Annotated in this window: 15 protein-coding genes; 5 read left to right on the top strand and 10 right to left on the bottom strand. The window is 48.0% G+C overall.

Features of this window, described 5'->3' with window-relative positions; translation table 11 throughout:
* Positions 1-109: 109 nt before the first annotated feature.
* Positions 110-652 (top strand): hypothetical protein, encoded by a 543-nt coding sequence (locus ACY2RR_RS22020; RefSeq protein ID WP_490110348.1) that lies wholly within the window; start codon positions 110-112, stop codon positions 650-652.
* Here the strand turns inward: ACY2RR_RS22020 and ACY2RR_RS22015 are convergent.
* Positions 643-1,518: a LysR substrate-binding domain-containing protein gene (locus ACY2RR_RS22015; protein WP_490110347.1), complete on the bottom strand. Its 876-nt coding sequence runs from the start codon at positions 1,516-1,518 to the stop codon at positions 643-645. The genes ACY2RR_RS22020 and ACY2RR_RS22015 overlap by 10 nt on opposite strands.
* A gap of 144 nt (positions 1,519-1,662) precedes the next feature.
* On the opposite strand from ACY2RR_RS22015, the gene ACY2RR_RS22010 reads away from it, so the two are divergent.
* Together ACY2RR_RS22010 and fghA are read left to right on the top strand one after the other, a co-directional pair.
* A complete protein-coding gene (locus ACY2RR_RS22010) occupies positions 1,663-2,796 on the top strand; it encodes an S-(hydroxymethyl)glutathione dehydrogenase/class III alcohol dehydrogenase (protein WP_490110346.1) in 1,134 nt (377 codons plus the stop codon).
* Positions 2,797-2,862: 66 nt separating this feature from the next.
* Complete coding sequence (gene fghA / locus ACY2RR_RS22005) at positions 2,863-3,699, top strand: S-formylglutathione hydrolase (protein ID WP_490110345.1); 837 nt, start codon at positions 2,863-2,865, stop codon at positions 3,697-3,699.
* Positions 3,700-3,701: 2 nt separating this feature from the next.
* Here fghA and ACY2RR_RS22000 read toward each other — a convergent pair whose 3' ends face one another.
* The 9 genes from ACY2RR_RS22000 to ACY2RR_RS21960 all read right to left on the bottom strand — a co-directional run bounded on the left by ACY2RR_RS22000 (position 3,702) and on the right by ACY2RR_RS21960 (position 17,262).
* The gene (locus ACY2RR_RS22000; protein ID WP_490110344.1) at positions 3,702-5,597 is read right to left on the bottom strand and encodes a hypothetical protein; all 1,896 of its coding nucleotides are present in this window, start codon (positions 5,595-5,597) and stop codon (positions 3,702-3,704) included.
* A 114-nt stretch (positions 5,598-5,711) separates the two neighbouring features.
* Positions 5,712-7,457, bottom strand: coding sequence for a diguanylate cyclase (locus tag ACY2RR_RS21995; protein WP_490110343.1), 1,746 nt, complete (start codon positions 7,455-7,457; stop codon positions 5,712-5,714).
* Between the two features lie 270 nt (positions 7,458-7,727).
* Positions 7,728-8,276, bottom strand: coding sequence for an ATP-dependent zinc protease family protein (locus ACY2RR_RS21990; RefSeq protein WP_490110342.1), 549 nt, complete (start codon positions 8,274-8,276; stop codon positions 7,728-7,730).
* 31 nt (positions 8,277-8,307) lie between these two features.
* Positions 8,308-9,789 (bottom strand): glutathione synthase, encoded by a 1,482-nt coding sequence (locus tag ACY2RR_RS21985; protein ID WP_490110341.1) that lies wholly within the window; start codon positions 9,787-9,789, stop codon positions 8,308-8,310.
* Between the two features lie 91 nt (positions 9,790-9,880).
* The gene (locus ACY2RR_RS21980; protein ID WP_490110340.1) at positions 9,881-11,323 is read right to left on the bottom strand and encodes a hypothetical protein; all 1,443 of its coding nucleotides are present in this window, start codon (positions 11,321-11,323) and stop codon (positions 9,881-9,883) included.
* Positions 11,324-11,428: 105 nt separating this feature from the next.
* Entirely contained in the window at positions 11,429-12,700 is a 1,272-nt protein-coding gene (locus ACY2RR_RS21975) for a hypothetical protein (protein WP_490110339.1), read from the bottom strand.
* 399 nt (positions 12,701-13,099) lie between these two features.
* Entirely contained in the window at positions 13,100-14,902 is a 1,803-nt protein-coding gene (locus ACY2RR_RS21970) for an ABC transporter ATP-binding protein (protein ID WP_490110338.1), read from the bottom strand.
* Positions 14,902-16,695 (bottom strand): ABC transporter ATP-binding protein, encoded by a 1,794-nt coding sequence (locus ACY2RR_RS21965; protein ID WP_490110337.1) that lies wholly within the window; start codon positions 16,693-16,695, stop codon positions 14,902-14,904. The genes ACY2RR_RS21970 and ACY2RR_RS21965 overlap by 1 nt, the downstream gene beginning before the upstream one ends.
* 132 nt (positions 16,696-16,827) lie before the next feature.
* Positions 16,828-17,262, bottom strand: coding sequence for a MarR family winged helix-turn-helix transcriptional regulator (locus ACY2RR_RS21960; RefSeq protein WP_490110336.1), 435 nt, complete (start codon positions 17,260-17,262; stop codon positions 16,828-16,830).
* Positions 17,263-17,419: 157 nt separating this feature from the next.
* Between ACY2RR_RS21960 and ACY2RR_RS21955 the strand changes: the two genes are divergently transcribed.
* Entirely contained in the window at positions 17,420-19,561 is a 2,142-nt protein-coding gene (locus ACY2RR_RS21955) for a prolyl oligopeptidase family serine peptidase (protein ID WP_490110335.1), read from the top strand.
* A gap of 19 nt (positions 19,562-19,580) precedes the next feature.
* Entirely contained in the window at positions 19,581-20,906 is a 1,326-nt protein-coding gene (locus tag ACY2RR_RS21950; RefSeq protein WP_490110334.1) for a hypothetical protein, read from the top strand.
* Positions 20,907-21,023 lie beyond the last annotated feature (117 nt).

The following is a 21,023-nucleotide window of genomic DNA, read 5'->3' as shown; positions in this document are numbered from 1 at the left end:
CTGGTAGTAACGGTTTGTATTGCTTGTGTTGATGTTAGGGAAATTATGGAACTGGTGTTTTGGAGTTGCCTCAAAAGGGGATGCGTTATGATCCTTGGAGAGCCTGATTATGAAAAAACCTATGATGACCCTGCTTGTAGTGATTTCTCTGATGGGAGCTACCATTTCATTTGGTGACTCATTACGACTCAGAGCGTTGAACAGGGACCCATTTAAGGTCGACTGTAACTACGATATTTACTTCTCTAACGATAATAACGGCTCGGTAATTAAAGCCACGGCAAACTATGTCGCTTCGGGGTATGTAGTGTTTAGTTATTACAACACCTTGAGGGTGAAGCATGAAGCTTACAAAGATTATGACGGTAAAGCCCTGCCTAAATCTGGCAACCGCTTACCTTTAAAGACATATCTGATCAGCTATTTGAAGAAAAGTATCGCTTACCCATATTCAGTTACAAAAATTGTGGATAAGGAAGAAACCGGGTTGGCCATCTGGGATGGAGTTCCTCACGACGGAGCTGATGGTGAGGACAATAATTACCTGAAACCCGGCTCTGTTTATCTGGCACCTGCTGCGCTTGATACTATGAACGATATTACTGTCAGCCATATTGTTCAGCGTTGCGAAAATATCAAAAATCAGAAGTGAGGCAGCTGTTCTGCAAGTAAATCAACCAATACACGAATTTTGGGTGAAAGATGTCTGTTAGGCGGGTAAACCGCCCAGATACCTTCATCCGGTTCCTGAAACTGTTTCAGTAATGGCACCAGCTTTCCTTCTTCAATGGCCTGCTGTACATAATAGTTAGGCAGCTGCACTAACCCTAACCCTCTCACTGCTGCACTCATCAGGCTGTAACCACTGGCGCACTCTAGGGACCCACTGACTTTTATTGACCGAGGCTTGCCACTTTCCAGAAATCTCCAATGCCGCTGACTGCCCACAAGGCAATTGTGCTGGTTTAGTTCTGACAGGGAGTGAGGCGCACCATACTTGCTTATATAAAGAGGTGACGCACAGACATGGCGGGTACGACTGGCCAGTCGTTTGGCTTTCAGGCTGGAATCGGTGAGGTGTCCTAAACGAATGGCAAGATCGTAACCACCTTCTACCAGGTCAACCTGTTGGTTGGTTAAATCACAGATCACCTCAACCTCGGGATAACGCTCCATGTAATCCAGTACCAGCGGCATGATGAACTGTTCGCCATAAGTGACGGGAGCAGTCATACGAATCAGGCCATGAGGCGTATCGGTGACCTGGGAGATTGCTCTTTCAGCGTCTTCCAGCCCATTCAGAGCCAATCGGCAGTGACGGTAATAAAGCGTACCTTCTTCTGTAAGCGACACTTTGCGGGTAGTGCGGTAGAACAGTTGTACACCCAGGCGCTGCTCAAGCAAAGAAACCTGTCGGCTCACCTGCGCGGTTGAAAGATTGAGCGTCTGGCTGGCGCGGGTAAAGCTTCCAGACTCAGCAACTGCGACAAACTCGGAAATACCTGTCCACTGAAGCATAATTATTACATATAGGTAAAAATGAATTACTTTAGAAGGGGATTATCACTCAAAATGAAGTAACTACAATGTAGGGCATCCAAAGCAGTCATCAAGCGTGCTGTTAGAGATCGTTTTTATCGCTCATATATAGGAAGGCAGACCATGTCTGAACAACAGTTTATTAAATCCAAAGCCGCCATCGCCTGGAAAGCCGGTGAGCCACTCTCCATTGAAGAAGTGGATGTGATGCTGCCCAAGGCTGGCGAAGTACTGGTACGAATTGTTGCGACCGGTGTCTGTCATACCGACGCGTTCACTTTGTCTGGTGATGATCCTGAAGGTGTGTTCCCTGCCATCCTCGGCCATGAAGGTGGCGGTATTGTTGAGCAGGTGGGTGAAGGCGTAGCCAGTGTTCAGGTTGGCGACCATGTGATTCCGCTGTACACCGCTGAGTGTGGCGAGTGTAAGTTCTGCAAATCCGGCAAGACCAACCTGTGCAGCTCTGTACGGGAAACTCAGGGTAAAGGTTTGATGCCAGATGGCACCACCCGTTTCTACAAAGATGGCCAGCCTATTTATCACTACATGGGTTGCTCAACTTTTTCCGAATACACCGTTCTGCCAGAAGTTTCACTGGCCAAGGTAAACCCGAAAGCACCACTGGAAGAAGTGTGTCTGCTGGGGTGTGGTGTAACTACCGGAATGGGCGCAGTGCTGAAAACTGCCAAGGTTCAGAAAGGCGACACTGTTGCCATCTTTGGTCTGGGTGGCATTGGTCTGTCTGCCATTATCGGTGCCACTATGGCGGGTGCCAGCCGTATCATCGGTGTTGATATTAATGATTCCAAGTTTGAGCTGTCAAAAAAGCTGGGCGCGACTGACTGCATTAATCCGAACGATTACGACAAGCCCATTCAGGAAGTTATTGTTGAAATGACCGATGGTGGTGTGGACTTCTCTTTCGAGTGTATTGGTAATGTGAACGTGATGCGTAGTGCACTGGAATGCTGCCATAAGGGCTGGGGTGAGTCTGTGATTATCGGTGTGGCTGGTGCTGGTCAAGAAATCTCTACCCGCCCATTCCAGTTGGTGACTGGTCGGGTTTGGCGTGGCAGTGCTTTCGGTGGTGTAAAAGGTCGTTCTGAACTGCCGGGTATTGTTGAGCAGTATCTTGCCGGTGAATTCAAACTGGATGACTTTATTACCCACACTATGGGGCTGGAAGGCATTAACGAAGCGTTTGAACTGATGCACAAAGGCGAAAGTATTCGCAGCGTTATTCATTACAACAAGTAATCGCATTCAAGCCTCTGTTACTATTCAATAAGTTTGCAGGGGCTTTCATTTTTACTGGGTGCTCCAATGTCTCTTGAAAATATAAGTGCTAATAAAAGCTTTGGTGGTTGGCACAAGCAATACAGTCATCGTTCCACTGTTTTGAATTGTGATATGCGGTTTGCCGTGTACCTACCACCAGCAGCTGAATCTGCAAAGGTTCCGGTTCTCTACTGGTTGTCGGGGTTAACCTGCACCGATGAAAACTTTATGCAGAAGGCAGGAGCTTTTCGTGCTGCGGCAGAGTTAGGTATTGCTATTGTTGCTTCAGATACCAGCCCCAGAGGTGAAGGGGTCAGTGATGATCCAGAAGGAGCTTATGATTTCGGTCTGGGGGCCGGGTTTTATTTGAACGCTACTCAGGCACCATGGAATCGTCATTACCATATGTACGACTACGTGACGAAAGAATTACCTGAACTGATTGAAAAGAATTTCCCTGTTTCCAATGTTCGTAGTATCAGTGGTCACTCAATGGGGGGGCACGGTGCTTTAACTATTGCTCTGAAAAACCCGGATATGTATCGTTCGGTATCGGCATTCAGTCCAATTACCAATCCGATGAATTGTCCCTGGGGTGAGAAAGCATTCAGTAATTATCTGGGCAACGATAAAGAGCAGTGGAAACAGTACGACACCTGTGAATTGATGGCTCGAACCAGTGCAAGGGTACCTGCGTTGGTGGATCAGGGAACCGGTGATAACTTCCTGAAAGAACAGTTAAAGCCTGAGGCTTTAGAGAAGGCGGCTGAAGCTGCGGACTATCCGCTGGAGCTGCGTATGCAGGATGGCTACGATCACAGCTATTACTTTATCTCCAGCTTTATTGAAGATCACCTACGTTTTCACTCCCGACATTTTTGAGCCTAGTTGTGCAGGCTCAAAGTTTTCCGGGCATTGTACACAGTGCTTTCCCACTGTCGTGGAATTTCCGGTACAGTAATGGTTGGGCTGGTCTGGGTGTTGCCGGGCGTTTGAGGGGTCTCATGTTCGGCAATAAACTCGAGGCGTGAACGATCGGCTTTGTAGTGATCCACTAAAAAGCTGATGGTGTTTGCGCTGAGAGGCACCCGGTAATAACGAATCAGGTTTTGGGCCAGCTTTTCCGCCATATCTCCAAGGTTGATATGTATTGCGTTCGCCATGGCTTGCCCTAACGCGGCTTTGGTCATAGGGCTCATACCCGGTTCAAGAGGAGCCATCGTTGACAGTGGCGTATTGTCTATCGCTCTTTGTACTTCAGGTGCATGGAGATGAATGTGCGGAGTCAGTATCAGTACTGTCTCAATAGCCAACTCTCTTGCACGACTGATAGTTAGAACCTTTTCATGTCTGTCGCTATCAGGAGAGTAACTGCTGTAATGGCGCAGGCGTGTTTCTTCCAGCCATTCTCCCAAATCTCTTGCCACATCCATTTTATCTTCATCGTCCAGAGCGATAATCTGCTCAGAAATACGCAAACCCCGCTTCAGGGCTGAGTCACTGTCACTCTGCCATTTCCGACTTCTGTGCTGCCAGACTTTCAAGGCACGGTTAAAGCGACGACTGGCACGCCCTTGTTGTTGGTTGGCCGCTTGCACCTCCCGGTACAGTTCATGGGTTTTCTCGAGCTGTAAAAGTCTTATCTGTAATGCGCCAATATCCTGCCCGGTCTGGTTTATATGGCGACGAGCGTCGTTAACTTCCTGAGTCAGTTTGTGAATACCCTCAATGGAAGCTTCCAGCAGGATTCGTACGCTCAAGCCCTGCGCTGCAGCAATATCCTGATTCGGGAAAACATAATCGATGTATGCCGTCAGAGCCCGCAAGCGACTGTAAACCTTTGCCCGGGCAACCCTGTAATCATTTCTGCATTGCTCGAGGCGGTCCAGTGCTTTGCTCAGGTTCCAGTCACCCCCGGTGTATTCTACTTTCAGGTAGGTAATTCTCCGGCCACACATCAACTCAAAGCAGAGTGCCATCATATGTTCAACATCGGGCAGGGTAATCAGTTCTTCATTTTCCTGCTCAATGGCAGCCAGAATCCGTTCAAGGAAGAGTCGTTCTCGTGGTTGCCCCTGGCGAATATCCGGAGCCTGGCCGCCAAGTCGTGCTTCCATCGCTGTTGCGATGCGAGGGTGAGTTTGCCGCAGTGTGGCAACATGTTCGGCAGAGGCTTCAGCAATGTCACTGACAATATCCAGCATCCGGTTATAAAGGCCGGCCCGGCGGAACTGTTCTATACGTTCAGCGCTGCGTGCCAAATTGTTATCGCCGGTAAGGTCTTCAATGGCCCCGGCTACCCATTCCGGGCCTAGATCAAACTTGCGCAGCAGAATGCCTGCAGATTCTATGCGGCGAGTGTCCGGGCCAAGGTTGGCCAGACGAAGGTCCCTCACCATGTAGATAATTTCCGGCAAGCGATCGATGACTTCTAATAGTCGCCGGCTGTCTTGTGACTGTTTACGACTCTGGGTCACCCCATAAAGAAATTTAGTGCCCAGACCCAGCAGGCCAGCAATGACGGAATAGGCGACAAAGTAAAGAGATCGTTCAAGGTCCATGGGGCGGCCATAGCCGATCCATGTTGCACTCCAGGCTGCGAGAAGGGTAACCGGACCTGCTGTCCAGGCTAGCATGATCAAGGTCAGGCCAAGAGGTTCCTGGTGAGGGGCGCTGGCAACTTTCTCCAGAAATTTCTGGCCACGAGTTTCCAGCTCCAGGCTGCTGGTGCCTTTACTCAGACCTTTGCTGGTCCCTTTCCTTGCTGAAAATGGCCACATAGCAGAACACTGGAATACAAGTACCGGTAGTAGCCGGATTGTATGATAGAGGGAGAGAGAAATGCCATGACGAGAGTAGTCATGGCAGAAGAAAATCTTTTAAATCGGTAGAACTTAGGGGCCGATCACAAGTTCGGTAACAGTTACTGTGCGATTACGCCCTTCGGCTTTGGCTTTATAAAGTGCCCGGTCAGCTTTAGCCATCAGATGACGAAGTTCAAAACCACAGGTTTCACTGTCGGCAACACCAATACTCACAGTAACAGGGCGGCCTTCCAGTTCTGCAAAATTCAGGCTGGACACGCCTTTACGAATCCGCTCCGCGATATTGATCGCAGCATTGATATCAGCCTGTGGCAAAAGAACAATGAACTCTTCTCCACCAATACGGGCCAGTAAGTCTCTTTCCCGAAGGTTATCCCGGCATACTTCTGCAAACTGTTTCAACACATGATCGCCAAAGGCGTGACCATGGTTGTCATTCAATGGCTTAAACAGGTCAATATCCAGGTACAGCAATGACAGCCCATAGTTATTTTCCTGCAGGCGGCGAATTGTTGCCCTTGCTTCCCTGAGAAACGCCCGACGATTGAGAATACCGGTTAAACCATCAGCGTCTGCTTCATGTTGCAGCTTGCGGTAACTGTTACTGGCCATAAACAGGGTGCAGGCATGGTTTGAAATATCCATGCTCAGCTGCAGGTGGTCAGCTTCAAGGTTTTTGCCTTCAAGGGACTGCATAATAACCAGTGTCCAGCCATCGTTGTCCCAATAAACTGGCACCACATTAAGATGACAGCTGTCTTCACTGTCAGGTAAAGGAGGCAGTGTGCTGATCTGGCCATGGCGGGCAATACTTTCCAAAAGCTGAATTCTATTTTCAAGAGTTCGCTCAAAGTAAATTTGCTCACTGAAAGTCAAACCCACCACTTTCATTTGTTTTTCCCGAAACAGAACCACAACTGATGTTTCAATAGGTAGGAGGTTGTTAAGAACTTCCAGTAGCCGAGTGCCAACGCTCTGTTCACTCATGTTGGGAATGTTGTGCAGATACTGTCGTACAGCATCGTTGTAAACCCTGCGCTGGTTATGCTGGCGCTGGAGATTATGCTCCATCAGTTCATAACCTTCCTGGTACATGCGATAGCGCTGGGTAGTAAAAGCGGGTAGTGCCAGGCTGTTGGATATGGCTTGAATGACAATTCCAATATTAATGCTGAGAGCCAGCCAGTTCTGGAGATTGTTATTGGATGAGAGGGAGTTGTTGCCATAAATCTCAGATCCTATCAGACCAAATGCCAGTGCCAGCCAGCCGGTCAGGAAAAAGGCCGCGCTGCTAAGGCCGCGATTTAGCATATTGAGGCTACATATAGTGCCAGCAGCTGCCAGCAGTATCACCAGTGAAGCAGACCACTGCTCTAAAAGAGGAGTAATAAATGAAACATTAAGAGCGGAAACAATCGCCAGGGCTACTGTGAGCCATCGTCCAAGAGTAAATGTTAGCCAAACGGCGTGACTGGTATGGCGAACAGGCAAAAGCGCCAGCTGAAACTGGATAGCCGCGGTGAGAGCGCAGAATAAAAACAGGTGATTGGGTAATGGCCAGCCGAAAACGGACAGGGTCATGCTGGTGTTAAAACCATAATCCCAAGAGTAGAGGTACAAAGCCATTAACAGGCCGTACAGGCAATATTCAAAGTAACTTCTTTTGAGTGCCCGTACCAGAATACAGAAGTTGTAGATCACCAACGCCAGAATCATACCTGTCGTCATAATCTGCAGGTTCACAATGCCTATTGACCAACCGGCCAGTACTGGCTGAACTGTCTCTAATCCTTCTGTCCTTATCGTCTCAATCATCCCTGACGATACCCCCGTCAATTATTGTTTTATTACTTTCAACGGTGTTCCTTACCCCTGCTTATAATACAGAAAGAGCAACTATCGAGCCATTCTGTGAATTATGTCAATAATTTCATGATTATTAACGGTTTAGCTTTGAATTGAGAGATTGAGCACGGAAGGTTGTTGAAATATATGGTGACGTGCTGTGTCACATTTTTTACAGGGATATGACACGAAAGTGTCACATAATTTGGTGAGAAAATTGTCAGTTTCAGGTTTGTTTTGTTACAGAATCGAAGGGCCCTTAACCAGGTAGCTTTGGCTGACATCAACAACAGCTTTTCCGTGAAGATAGCTCCTGCCTAATAGAACAGGATGTTCAAAGTTTCTGCGATCGGTGAGGGTGAACAGGGTTTTGTTGCTTTCTGTCCCCAGTGAAATTCCCATACACACGACGGGGCGACACTGGCTCTTCTGGGCGTGACGCTTAATCTTTACATGGTTTTTTATTGGGAGGGACATGTTTCTGGTTGATCCGGACTGTCGATCAACAATCTGAAAACTGACCCATTGTTCACCATCTTTTTTAAACTCCCGAATCTCCCTGGCATCAAGAGATGAGAGTTCAGCGCCGGTATCAACCCGGGCATCCATTAATACACCACTTTCTGACAGGGTTAAGGTTTCAACAGCGCCGAGCAGGGTTTGTTTAACTTTTGTAGTGTTATCACTCTTTACGGAATTGGTAGGTGACTGATTTTCAGCTGCCTGTAACGGCGTGTGTAAAAGCAGCAGAAGATATGCAAAAGTGAATGGTTTTGTAAGAAAAAACACACACCTTCTCCTGCTTTGCTTTAGGGATCGTTCAGCCTAGCAGTGATTCCTGTTTTTTGTAGTACCTGCGTTCCTTATTGCTCTTGTAAACAAGTGAATCCGCGGCTCCCAGGCCACTGTGAACACCACCTTCTGCAACAGAGGCTGGTTTGCTGCGAATCAGGTAACCGGCATAACCGTTGTAATCTGTAACTGGTTTGCCATCCACATGAACTGTAAACATACCGATTTCGCTGATGAGATCATTGACGATGGTTGGCTGAGCTTTACGCACCAGCAAAGCCGGGCGAGAGCGTGGAGCTGGCTGCAAACGTCTCATCAAAGACCAGGCACTGTATTCCATAACCTTCAGAGATTTCAGTCTTGGCAGAATATCTTGATCGAAAACACAGTGGCCGCCACCCTCTCCCTGATTCTTCAGAACCCAGTGAGCAGGATTCAGGTCTGAAAACCAGCGTGCGCTGGTGCTTGAAATCGGGCGCATTTCTCCCAGCAACTTTTTGATTTGGCTGGCTTCATCTTCTGTGAGCCCAAATCGAGTCAGCTGCTGACTATCCATAATGGTTAGCAGCATTTGAATCCGCTTGCTGGTAGCCAGTTGTTGGCTGACAGTCGCATTAATGGCAACCCGGTGTTGCTCCATAAAAATGCGGGTGCTAGTTAAGGCTTCACAACAATGGGGTTCAACAAGATCGTCAGCTATATAGTCACAATGTTGGTAACCGGCTCGAAGATAAATGCAGTCAACGGCACCAATGTCTTTTAATAACAAACGGTGGTTGTCGCCTGTTGAGAGTTGGTCATGAAGCTCTCGGAAAGTTCGGCGCACGGTGCGAACGCCCTGTGCCTGTATTCCCTCTTCCAGGAGGTGTTGGTCGTAAACATTGTCTTCATCATGTTGCACAATCATAAGAAACACTGGTTTGCCAGATTCACCAGAAGAGTTCCGAATGCTATGGGCCGCTGTGGCAATACCTTTTGAAAGTTGTTCAATAGCAGGGTTATCAACCAGCTCTTCATTCTCTTCGGAAGACCATTCATTAAAAGAGACTGGAAACTGTTTTTGCAGATAGCTGTGCATCTCATGGGCTTTCTGTCCAAATGGCCCCATACCGGCGGCGATACCATTAAACTCGATGGCTTTTGGGCCAAGCTCTGCATCGTCCATAAAATCGGTGCGCATAAACAGCATGGGAGTACGGCGTGCAGGCTCCGGCCCAAAATGAATCTGCTTGTGCATGGTGACCAGTTGATCAAAGAAAGGATCACCGCCAGCAACCGGAGCCATCGCTTCCTGCAGATAACCATGATTTTCTGAGACGTTGTGAATGAGCTTGCCGACCAGAGGAACTGTCTGCTTCAACTCTTCGAACCGCGAAGCTTCAATCACTGTTGGTGTAAGGCTGAAGGCGCAGTGTGTGGCAGTTCCGGGAGCGGTTTTTAAAGCAAAACCATGAAGCAGAGCCCATTCAATGGCTCCCTGAACAGCGGGGTTTTGGGAGATATCTGTCATTGCAGAGTACAGCTTATTCGGGCAGAAAAGCGTAAATATTGCCTCTTATTTCTGCAGCGGCCAATAAGGGGCTATGACATTTCTCTGGTGATTATGAAACCGGGGGCTGGGCAATATCTATCTGGTAATCTTTATCACGGGTTCGGATTAACAATACGCCCGGAGAAAGTTCTACCAATACGGCTTTGTCAAAATCGTTGGCCATGGGTACGGAATACAAAATCGTACTTTCCCACCCATCAGCTTTGCGGCTCCAAAGGCGAATGTCGGTGTGTGATTTATCTTTTGAAATATCACACGTTACAAGTTCCCCGTTACTCAGTGATGCACCCTGGCACGCCTCTGCTAAATATTCTGGATCAGGTTGTGGAGTCAGGTTTTTGCAGTGATAACCAGTTCCGGTTGGTATGCAGAATGTGACATTCCATGGTTCGTCACAATCTTCGCTGTTCGTTGCCTGACACAGAAATCGACCATCTTTTAAAGGTGTGTAATCCAGGAACTCTTTATTCCCATAAGCTGCGTTGTCGACCACAGTATCCCAGTTATTAACACGACCATTCCATACCAATAGTTGAGGTGATGATGAGCGTGGCGGGGTTGAACAAACAGTGAGTTGGTTGTCCCTGTCTTGGATGAAGAGGCCTGAATGATTTGTTAATTCTTTTTCCCAATGGTTATCCTGACCTTGAGGCGTGGGGATGTATCTCCAGATGCCATTACAAGGTGCTCCCCCGTATCCCAGAAATACCTGGTTTCCTGCGGACTTGTATAAACCTAAGCATTCTTGTGAAGTTGCTGCGATGGGTAGGGTTTGCGGATTCATTACCCAGCCCGATGATGTTTTCTGCCAATGGTAAATCTGGGAACCTGAAAGAGTGAGTAATTCACCTTCATTGAGTGCAACTATTGAGGAGGAGTCTTCAATGCGCTGACCAAACTCTCCAATTTTCCGGCTCTGACACTCCACCTTATGATTGTTAAAACTGATGCGCCATTCGTGTAGCTGTCCTTCCTCATCTAAAGAGAAAAATTTATCTTTTGAGCAGATATCAACACTGACTAATTTGCTAGGAACTGGGACTTTTTGCCACTGTTGTAATTCATGGTTATAAACATTTATATCCAAGGGACCATAGCGATGGCTTGCATGAGAACCTACGAAAACGTATGGGTTAAGAATTTGAAACTCATAGCACCCTATACTTGTGTAATCTAAACAGAAAGAAGGCGCTCTATTCATCTCAACGATACGAGGCGATGCCTGTTTTCTCGTAGCATCAGGCGTAAGCTGGGGTAAATTTTCGGGGACAGTAAAACAACCAGCCGACGATGGGTTAACAACGGATTGTGGCGTTTTTAAATAACAGGTCCTTGTTCTTAGCTGTTTATAAATTGGCCGACCAATTACACTGTTACTGGTAGTTTTGCACTTAAAATGGCTGCGATAGCGCTTACGCTTTTTAGGTGTTGTGCCTGAGCGCTGATATTGTACTTTTGAGTTGGGCGACAGTGGGGAGTATGTGATAGACATTTTAGGCAATTCCGTTGGCTTATTTCTTCCAATACTCTTCAGACCTCTGAGTTTGTTTTTTTATCCCCGAATAAACAAAATATTGGGTATTTTTTAACACCCTTGTTAGTTTGACTGTCTACTGAGCTGGTAAATATCTATCTGGTAATCTGTATCGTGAGTTCGAACTATCAGTACACCCGGAGAACGCTCTGTCAGGAACGGCCTGTGCTTTTTGTCACTCAGCGGGATTGATTGCAGAATCACTTTTTCCCACAGTTCTGATTTACGTTGCCAAAGGCGGATGTCAGCCCGGGAGCTGTCATGAGTCAGGTCACAGGTAGCAAACCGGCCGTCACTTAAAGATGCTCCCCGGCACTCGCTACACAAATACTCTGGATCTGGATTTCGGCTTAAGTTCTCATAACGAAAGCCCACTTCGGTGGGTGTGCATACAGATATGTCCCAGGAACCCCGCGGAAGTGTGCAGTCACGAATTTGCGTTTGGCATAAAAATCGCCCATCAATCAAGGGAGTGAAAGATAAATATGTGTCATCCCACTTTGATATTTTATCAACCACAACCGCCCAGTCGTCATTGTCATCATCCCAAAGCAAAAGTTTACGCTTGAAACGGGGAACCATGACCAGTGCGGTAAAATGTTGATTTCTATCGCTGACTGATTCGATTTCGTAATTCTTTAATGTTCTTTGCCACTGTAAATTTTCTGGAACAAATTTCCATAAGTCCCAAGACCCTAACCCACCGTATTCAAGCCCTAAGAAAACCTGGCCTTTGGGAGATTTGAATAAGTTAAAGTGAGCTTTTTCCGGAGCGTCATTTGGTTGAGGTAATGCTTCTCGAATCCAGCCAGATTCAGTTGGTTTCCAGTAGTTTAAATATATGTAGTGGGAGGTCAGCATCCCGTTGGGGAGTGCCGCAAGAGTTGATGTGTAGGCAATAGGGAGACCAAGTTCGGCTATTTTTTCACTAACGCATTGAGGGGCATGACCGTTGTCTGTGAAGAACCATTCATGCAGTTCTCCATCGCTGTTTAATGAGAATAAATGTCCCTCTCCGAGACTATCGACACTGACCAGAGAGTGAGAGTCTTTGGCTATTTCCCATTGTTTTGATTTGCGATTGTATAAGCATATATTGTGAGGATCGTGTCGGATACTGTTGCAGGCAGGAATGTAGGCTGATGAATTAATAACATGGAGCTCACACTTCCTCCTATTTGCAGTCTCTACATTAAACGGAGCTGGTCTGTTTAATTTTGTGATGCTTGGGCAGCATTGCTTCTGTCTCGTGGTACGTGATAGCGGTATCAATTGACTAAGAGGTTTCGGAGCCAGGCGGTAACCCAATGGAGAGATGTTAATGGCCTGAAACAATGTTTGAGGTTGCTCATCGCTCGAAGCCTTATAGGTATTCAAGTAACAGGTTCTTGAGCGAAGTTGTTTATAGACTGGGCGCCAACTTGTGATATCACAGGTAGGTTGGTACTTAAAAGGGCTGCGGTAGCGCCTGCGCTTTTTAGGGGTTGCACTCGGGAACTCATGTTTGATTTTTGAGTAGAGTGATTGTGTTGGATAACTGACAGACATTGAAAGCAGTACCGTTGCTATTCTTGTAGCTCACAATACAGACTCGAAAATCATCTTTTTTATCCTTAGGTACATAAAATGTTAGGTGTTTTCTGGTATTGATGTCAGCGGCAATAACAAACGAGATTGAATATCAAAGGGCTGCTACTGCAGCCCTTTGATATGTTTGAAAGTAAAGTTGTTTGTTTAAACGGGTATCAGTTCAGCTGAACCAATCATTGACTCCGAATTTCCCTGCAACTCCTCTTCTGCTTGTTGAGAAAGATAAAGATCACGATAGTGGCCTGGCTCTCTCAGCAATTCGGCGTGAGTTCCTCTCTGAGTAATCTGGCCTTTATCCATAACCAGAATCTGATCAGCATCCTGAATAGTGGAAAGGCGGTGTGCCACAGCAATAGTGGTACGACCTTCTCGCAGAGTAATCAACGCATCCTTGATGTATTGCTCAGTTTCACCATCAATATTGGCTGTGGCTTCATCCAGCAAAAGAATGCGAGGGTTTTGCGCTATGGTGCGGGCGAAAGAAAGCAACTGTCGTTCACCGGTAGACAGAGACTGCCCGGCCGTTCCCGGCTTATGGTCGTAGTTATCCGGCAGGCGTTGGATAAACCGGTCAGCATGTACCTTACGGGAAGCTGCTTTCAGAGTATCTCTATCGACACTGGCATTACCCAAACTGATATTTTCCGCCACAGAGCCGGTAAAGATATAAGGCTCCTGGAATACCAGGCCAAGGCTTTGGCGCAAAGCAGTTTCATCCATATTTTCCAGAGGGCGGTCGTCAATCAGAATCTGGCCCTGCTGGTGCTGATAGAAACGCATCAACAAATTAATAATGGAACTCTTGCCGCTGCCACTGTGGCCAACAATAGCCGTGAACTGCCCCGGTTTAACTGAGAAGCTCACATCATCCAGTGCACGGTTCTTACCATCATAAGACAAAGTGACATTGCGGAATTCCAGTTGGCCCATCTGTACAGGAGTGTCCTCGACCTTTACTGGCTTATGTTGTTCAGGTTCCTGTTCCAGCACTTCAAACACCCGCTCGGATGCCACAAGGGATTGCTGCAGACTGCCCAGTTGCATGGCGATCTGGCGGAAGGGCTCAAAGAACCGTGCCAGGTAATTGATAAAGGCATAGATGGTGCCCACTTCCACTGTTGTGTAGCCGGACTTCCAGCCAAACCAGGCGACAATGCCCGCCAGTGCAGAGGTTTGCACCAGATGGCCAAAAGGCATCAACAGCAGACTGTTGGTATTGATCTCCTTGCGGCGCAGCTGGCTCCATTCATTGTTCTTCTCACCAAAGTCATCACACAGGCGCTGCTCATGGTTGGTGGCTTGAATAATCCGCATACCCAACAGGGATTCGTTCAAGGAAGTATTGATATCTGCCAACCGTGAACGAATGCCGTGAACGATGGGGTGACTGAGCTTCTGGTACAAACGCATACTGCCCAGCAGGATAGGAATAATCACCAGCATAAGCAGCATTAAACTCCAGTCCAGCAGAGCCAGAGCGATAAAAATGCCCACCAGTTTCATCACGCCCCGTAGAATTGCGGGAATAACTCCCACAAACATCTGGTGCAGTACTTCGGAATCATTGGTGAGGCGGGATACCAATCGGCCCGTGGGTTCACCATCAAAGTACTTCATAGGTAGTTTCAGCATATGACTGAATACTTTCTGGCGAATGTCGTGTATCACCTCCAGAGAGTTATCCTGAAATATTACGCTCTGAATATACTGGAATAGCGCTGAACCCACGTAAGTCATGGTTAATGCTGCGCCCAGCCAGGCGAGGGCTGTTATATCGGTATTACCGGCGGCGATGTAATCATCCAGAATGATTTTCATCACCCAGGGAGACGCCATTTCAAAGGCGGTGGCGATCATCAACAGGATGAAAGCGGTAATGAAACCCTTGGCGTAAGGGCGACCGTATGTGATTAAGCGACTTAATCCCGAGAATTGAGAAAGCTTCATTAAGCAGGCACCTCCATTTCTGCATCTTCATTGGCGGCGTCCTGCACCAAATCATTGATCTGTAGAGTACGAGCCTGCTGCTGGAAGATCTTGGCGTACCAGCCTTCGTTATCCAGCAGGTGGTGATGATTACCCTGCTCGGTAATCCGGCCTTCGTCCATGACCATAATATGATCTGCGTGGATTAGTTCTGGCAGGCGCTGGGTGATCAGCAGAACGGTTTTCTTGTGCCGGTAAGCAGCCAGATTTTTGAGGATGGTAGCCTCGGTTTTCATATCCAGAGCACTGAAAGAATCATCCAGCAGCAGAATGCTGGAATCCGCCAGCAGGGCGCGGGCAAAGGCGACACGCTGTTTCTGCCCACCAGAAAGATTGATGCCGTGCTCGCCCAGTTCGGTTTGGTAGCCATCTTTAAAGGCCATAATCTCATCGTGAATGGCGGCCAGCTTGGCGGCTTTCTCAATCTCTTCCTGAGCGGCATCAGGTTTGGAGAACGCGATATTACTGGCAATGGAGCCGGAGAACAGCATCGGTTCCTGCGGTACCCAGGCTAGTTGCTTGCGCAAAGCTTTCAATTGAATGTGGTTCAGGCCGGTATCACCCATAGTGATCGACGAACCTTCTGGCAGATTAAACTCCCGCAGCATCAAGCGGAACAAACTGCTCTTGCCACTGCCGGTACGGCCGGTAATACCGACAAAAGCACCGGCTGGCACTTTCATATAGATGTCTTTCAGCACCAGCTGTTCAGAATCGGGGTAGGTGAAAGATTCCACATGCAGATGCAGGTCTTTATTCTCAGGAGCTTGAACAGCATCGGGAGCATCCTGAATGGCAGGCTCTTGGTTAAACAGTTTTTCCAGACGGTTCCAGGACGCGCTGCCCCGCTGGAATACACTGAACTGCCAGCCAAACTGCATCATTGGCCCAAGCAGCTGACCAAGATAAAGAGTGAAGGTGGTGAGCATACCAATGGTCATTTCCCCTTCCTGGATATACCAGGCACCACCCATCAGGGCGATAACAAAGGCCAGCCCAAAGAACACCTGCACACTGGGAATAAACAGCGCCTCAACCCGTGCTACCCGGCGATTAGCTTTTACCGTTTGACGGGACTGTTCATGAAAATGCTGCTGTTGACGTTTATCTAACTGGTGAGCACGTACCGCACGAATACCGGAGACTGTTTCCCGGGCTTCTTCGTTCAGACCAGAAAATGCCGCCTGGGCTTTGCCAAAGCGTTCATGCATCAATGTGCCGTAACGGCTGGTGGCCCAGATCAGCAGAGGGAAGGGGGCCAGAATCATCAGGGTGAGTTTGCCACTCACGGCAAAGACCATGGCGGCCAGCACGGTAAAACCGGCAATAAAGGAATCCACCAGAGTCATAATGCCGCCACCGGCACTTTCTTCTACAGCGTTCAGATCGTTGGTGGCGTGAGCCATCAGGTCACCGGTGCTGTGACGCTGGTAAAAGTCTGGTGACATCTTGGTGAAGTGGGCGAATAGTTTATGCCGCTGGCCACGTACCAGATCAACAGACGCGCCGAACAACAAGGCACGCCACACATATCTCAATCCATAGATGACTACGGCTATGGCAATAATGCCAGCAACAGTCATAGCCAGTTCTTCACCGGCCAGACTGTCCATAGTGATTTCATCCACTACCCAGCCAATCATCCATGGTGGTAGCTGGTTGAGTACAGCAACAGTTTGAAGGCTGATAAATGCCAGCAGGTATTGCTTCCAATAATCCTTGAGGATAAAACGCATCTTCCATAACAGCGTCATAGGCAGATCTCCAAAAGGGGTAACGCTTGGGGCATCAGTGGTTTCCGTAAAAAGGTTATGGTTGATACTGTCAACTAACTGGTGATGAAAAAGGCCGTATCAAATTTGGCCTTGCTTCCTCATCTGAGCTTTCTAATCCGAGCCAGGGGCGGGAAGTTCTTCTAACAGGGAGAGAATGCCCTGTTCCAGTTTTAATGACTCGTCTTTCCCAAGTTGGCCCACTGCACGAGCGATATGGGCGGCTTGTTTCTTCTTGACCTTGGTCAGGCAGGCTTTGCCCTGTTCGGTCAGGCTCAGGCATTTTATTCTGCGATCTTCCGGACTCTCACTGATTGTCACCAGTTCCCGGCAAACCAGACGCTTAACGACACGTGTCGCGCCACTTTTAGTAATTCCCAGATACTTGCCAACGGTCTGTACCGGGCAGTGCTTCTGGCACTGGATCACCCGCATAGCCATCAGGTCGATCAGGGAAAAGTCCTCACAATCTCCTGAGCTGCACAGGCTGTTAAAACGCCAGGCCAGCGACAACAGATGATGATAGAGACGGTCTGACTGTTGGCTCATAGTGACGGAGAGAGTTGTTTCCTGAAATTTTTGATGATGCCATTTGAAGATAAATGGTTGACTGTGTCAACTGGTTTTTATGCGTACCCAGACAGGATGGCTTTGGGAAAAGGCACTACATTGATGGAGTACATAACGGTAACAGGGATAGTTAAAAATGAATGTCCGAAGCTTGGTTGTTACTCTTTTCTGCTGGTTATTACTGGGCTGTGAAAGTAGTGCCGCGAAGGACGAAGGTAAGAACAGTCAGTGGCAATATCCTCAAGCCCCCCGCGGCAATGTTTCCGAGACGTTCTATGGGGTAAAGGTCGAATCTCCTTACCGTTGGATGGAAAACAACGAATCTCCGGAACTTCGTCAATGGCTCGATAAGCAAGAAGCCTTTACCCAGAGTTATTTCAATAGGATTTCTGGCCGTGACGAAATTCTCGCTCGTATTGAAAAGCTGCAGGACTACACATGGGAAAGCCTGCCAATAACTGCTGGCTCTTTCAGCTATGCCCAGAGAGGCAATCGTCAACTTAACCAGCCCGTTATTATCAGACGCACGGCAAACGGAGAAGAGGAGCTGTTCTTTGACCCGAATACTCTGAGCCCGGATGGCACAACTTCTATTTCTGATATGTCATTTTCGCCAGATGGCAGCCTTGTCGCATGGCAGGAGTCTGCGGCTGGTGGAGATATTAAGAGCATTGTTACCCGAAGCACTCTTTCCAAAGAGCCTGTTGATCAGCCAGTTGAGAATGTTCGCTTTAGTGATATTACCTGGAAAAACCAGGAAGGTTTCTTTTATTCATCTTACGGAAAGGTCGCGTCACTTGACGCTCCTTTGACGCAGCAAAAGTTGTACTATCACCGTATAGGCACGCCTCAGTCCAGTGATAAAGTCGTATTTGGAAATGAAGATGGTCAGGCATACAGGTACGTAAAAGGCTGGACATCAGAAGACAATAATTTTTTGTTCGTTCATGCGGCAGACGCCCTTCAGCATAACCATCTTTATCTGGTTGATCTTAGAGTTGAAAACTCCACACCCGTTTTAATTACTGACGGTGCGGATTCCCGCACCTCGCCGTTAATCATCAGTGATAATTATATTTATCTGGTAACGGACTACCTGGCACCTAACAGGCGCGTTGTGAGGGTGAGACTGGATAACCCCGGTCAGAAACATTGGCAAGAAGTTATCCCTGAAGCGGGGCAGCCATTGAACATTACCTCAGGTGGTGGTGTTTTTATGGTTCGCTACCAGATAAATGGTTACGACACTCTCTATCAATACACTCATGGGGGCGAAAAAATTCGAGAGGTTTCTCTGCCAGGGCAGGGGAGCATTGTGCTCAATAATGCTCTTTCATCGGAACGGAAGGTTTACTTTAAATTCACCAGCCCAGTGTCTGCAAACAGTATCTATAGCCTGTCGTTAGAGAATGGGGTTGCTCAAATGGTCAGACCGAGTGAATCCCCCTTTGCAAGTGATAACTACGATTTTAAACAGGTTATGTATCCGTCCTCTGACGGCACGATGATTCCGATGACTATCTCCCATAAGAAAGGGATTCCATTCGATGGTTCTAACCCGGTTCTTCTTTATGCCTATGGCAGTTATGGTCACGTTGTTGGCGGGCAGTTGACCACAACCTCTGCTGCCTGGATGGAAATGGGCGGTGTATACGCTATTGCCCATATTCGTGGAGGCGGTATTGCCGGGAAAGAGTGGCATGAAGCTGGTAGACGGTTAGATAAGAAAACCGGACATGAAGACTTTATTGCTGCTGGTAAATATTTGATTGGGCAGGGCTACACATCCCGCGAACGCATAGCCATTAATGGAGCCTCCAGTGGTGGGCGACTTATTGGCGCGGTAGTTAACCAAGAGCCAACCCTGTGGAAGGTGGCTATTCCCAAGGTGGGGACATTGGATTTACTACGCTATCACCTTTTGGGCGCTGGTGCCGGCTGGGTGTCTGAGTATGGGCGGGTTGATGAAAGTGAAGAGATGTTCCGTTATCTCTACAGCCACTCGCCATTACATAACATAGCTACAGGCAAGGATTATCCGGCCATTCTGGTGATGACTGGTGATCATGATAATCGCGTCGTACCTGCGCACTCTTTTAAATACGCCGCGACTTTGCAAGCCAAACAAAGTGGGCCGTCTCCTATCATTTTACGGGTAACCAGAAACAGTGGGCATGGTGCCGGTATGTCCCGTAAGGCACAGGCAGAAGGGACTGCCGATATGTTTGCATTTACGCTCTACAACATGGGTTTAGCAATACCGCCAGCAGGGCAATAATTTTACGCCGGAGCCACGGATGGCAAGTATCAGCGGTGTGTATCGCTCGCTTAAAACAGTTTTGAATCCCCGCTGGATTTCTTCTGTTATCAGGCAATGGAAGCACCGTTTAGTACGTGTGCTCTGGAAAACTTTTGGCTATCTGCCCAAGAGTGATGAGATTGCCAGACCGGAACGCACTTTTCGTTTCGGAGATGGTGGTTCTGTAAAAGAAGTTCAGCTGCCCAGACCCTATGTAACTAATGAATTGCCCAGACAGTCTTTTGAGCTGCTCCTTCTGGAGTCCGCGGGACTACCACCCGAACAGTGGGTGCAAACAGTATTTGGGAAAAATCGCAGCAGGCTGCAAAGGTTTCGCCCGGATACTTTGCAAACCAAGCGCTTTCTCGCGCAGATGAAAACAGTCATTCGGCAATTACCTGCGGTTAAACAGCGTGAGCTGAAGCTGGCAGCAATGGATGACCTTATGGCTTTCAATGATCAGAATCCCGAACTGTGTGTTCCCGGTGTTTCCCCATCACTGCTGGCTTTTGGTTTGGCTTTACGTATTTATGACCCCGGATTGATCATGGCCCAAACTCGTTTGCCTATCGCAGATGATGTTGGTTTTTCCGGGACAGGTGTCTGTGGCCCAACGGCCATGATGAATGTTTTCAGTCACCTGGAACCTCGGGATTTCACCCGTTTTACTCTGGACCTGTTCGAAAAAGGCAAAGCCCGCCATAAGCGTTTTACCCTCAAGGTTCCAACCATTCTCAAGGTGGCTCCTGAATATATGGAGCTGGTGCATCCTATTGAGCGCACCCTGCTTGGCAGCTTTATTCCAACCTATAAAACCTTTCAGGTATTTCGGGGTGTCAGCAGTATGAAGTTTCTGGGTTGGATGAAAAAGTTAGGTTGGAGAAATGCCCGAAGGGAACTGATATGGCATGGAGGTAACAAGCGGGAAGAGAGTTATAAGAGGGCTGCCGAACTGTTATCGGCGGCATCCTTTAAAAGCCCGATTGTCTTGTCCACAGATGACTCCATCGCCGCAGCGACTCTGCCAAAGGAGGAAAATATCGAACATGGATTGGTGGAGAATTATCACCTGATCAAAGATGGCGACAAGCACTTTGTACCAGTATTTGCCTTCAAAGAGTTGGGGCAGGATATGGCTCAACTGACCATTGGCAGTTATGGGCGTATCTGCGATATAAGAATTAAGAAAAGCTCTCTGCTGGAGTTTACCGAAGAACTCATTATGCCGCACACCGAACCAGCTTCAGCCCCTGTCACGAAACTCGTGCCCGAACTAATAAAGAGAAAGGTACGGCAGCGTCCAGTTGCTCTCCGCAGGCGTTAGTCTCCGCCTCTCCTAAGCTATTGTTTAAAGAATGCTTTTATTTGAATGCAGTAGCAGGTGCTTCCGGGAGAGACGCCTACAATGTTCCTCTTAATCTATTCCTATCGCATTCTTTAT

It is taken from the genome of Parendozoicomonas sp. 2304DJ65-17 (assembly GCF_058148445.1).
This window is presented reverse-complemented; position numbering and strand designations above follow the sequence as displayed.

Excerpts from the sequence above, each read along its gene's own strand:
- ACY2RR_RS22020 (WP_490110348.1), top strand. The coding sequence starts at position 110 with ATGAAAAAACCTATGATGACCCTGCTTGTAGTGATTTCTCTGATGGGA.
- ACY2RR_RS22015 (WP_490110347.1), bottom strand. The coding sequence starts at position 1,518 with ATGCTTCAGTGGACAGGTATTTCCGAGTTTGTCGCAGTTGCTGAGTCT.
- ACY2RR_RS22010 (WP_490110346.1), top strand. The coding sequence starts at position 1,663 with ATGTCTGAACAACAGTTTATTAAATCCAAAGCCGCCATCGCCTGGAAA.
- fghA (WP_490110345.1), top strand. The coding sequence starts at position 2,863 with ATGTCTCTTGAAAATATAAGTGCTAATAAAAGCTTTGGTGGTTGGCAC.
- ACY2RR_RS22000 (WP_490110344.1), bottom strand. The coding sequence starts at position 5,597 with ATGTGGCCATTTTCAGCAAGGAAAGGGACCAGCAAAGGTCTGAGTAAA.
- ACY2RR_RS21995 (WP_490110343.1), bottom strand. The coding sequence starts at position 7,457 with ATGATTGAGACGATAAGGACAGAAGGATTAGAGACAGTTCAGCCAGTA.
- ACY2RR_RS21985 (WP_490110341.1), bottom strand. The coding sequence starts at position 9,789 with ATGACAGATATCTCCCAAAACCCCGCTGTTCAGGGAGCCATTGAATGG.
- ACY2RR_RS21980 (WP_490110340.1), bottom strand. The coding sequence starts at position 11,323 with ATGTCTATCACATACTCCCCACTGTCGCCCAACTCAAAAGTACAATAT.
- ACY2RR_RS21970 (WP_490110338.1), bottom strand. The coding sequence starts at position 14,902 with ATGAAGCTTTCTCAATTCTCGGGATTAAGTCGCTTAATCACATACGGT.
- ACY2RR_RS21965 (WP_490110337.1), bottom strand. The coding sequence starts at position 16,695 with ATGACGCTGTTATGGAAGATGCGTTTTATCCTCAAGGATTATTGGAAG.
- ACY2RR_RS21960 (WP_490110336.1), bottom strand. The coding sequence starts at position 17,262 with ATGAGCCAACAGTCAGACCGTCTCTATCATCATCTGTTGTCGCTGGCC.
- ACY2RR_RS21955 (WP_490110335.1), top strand. The coding sequence starts at position 17,420 with ATGAATGTCCGAAGCTTGGTTGTTACTCTTTTCTGCTGGTTATTACTG.
- ACY2RR_RS21950 (WP_490110334.1), top strand. The coding sequence starts at position 19,581 with ATGGCAAGTATCAGCGGTGTGTATCGCTCGCTTAAAACAGTTTTGAAT.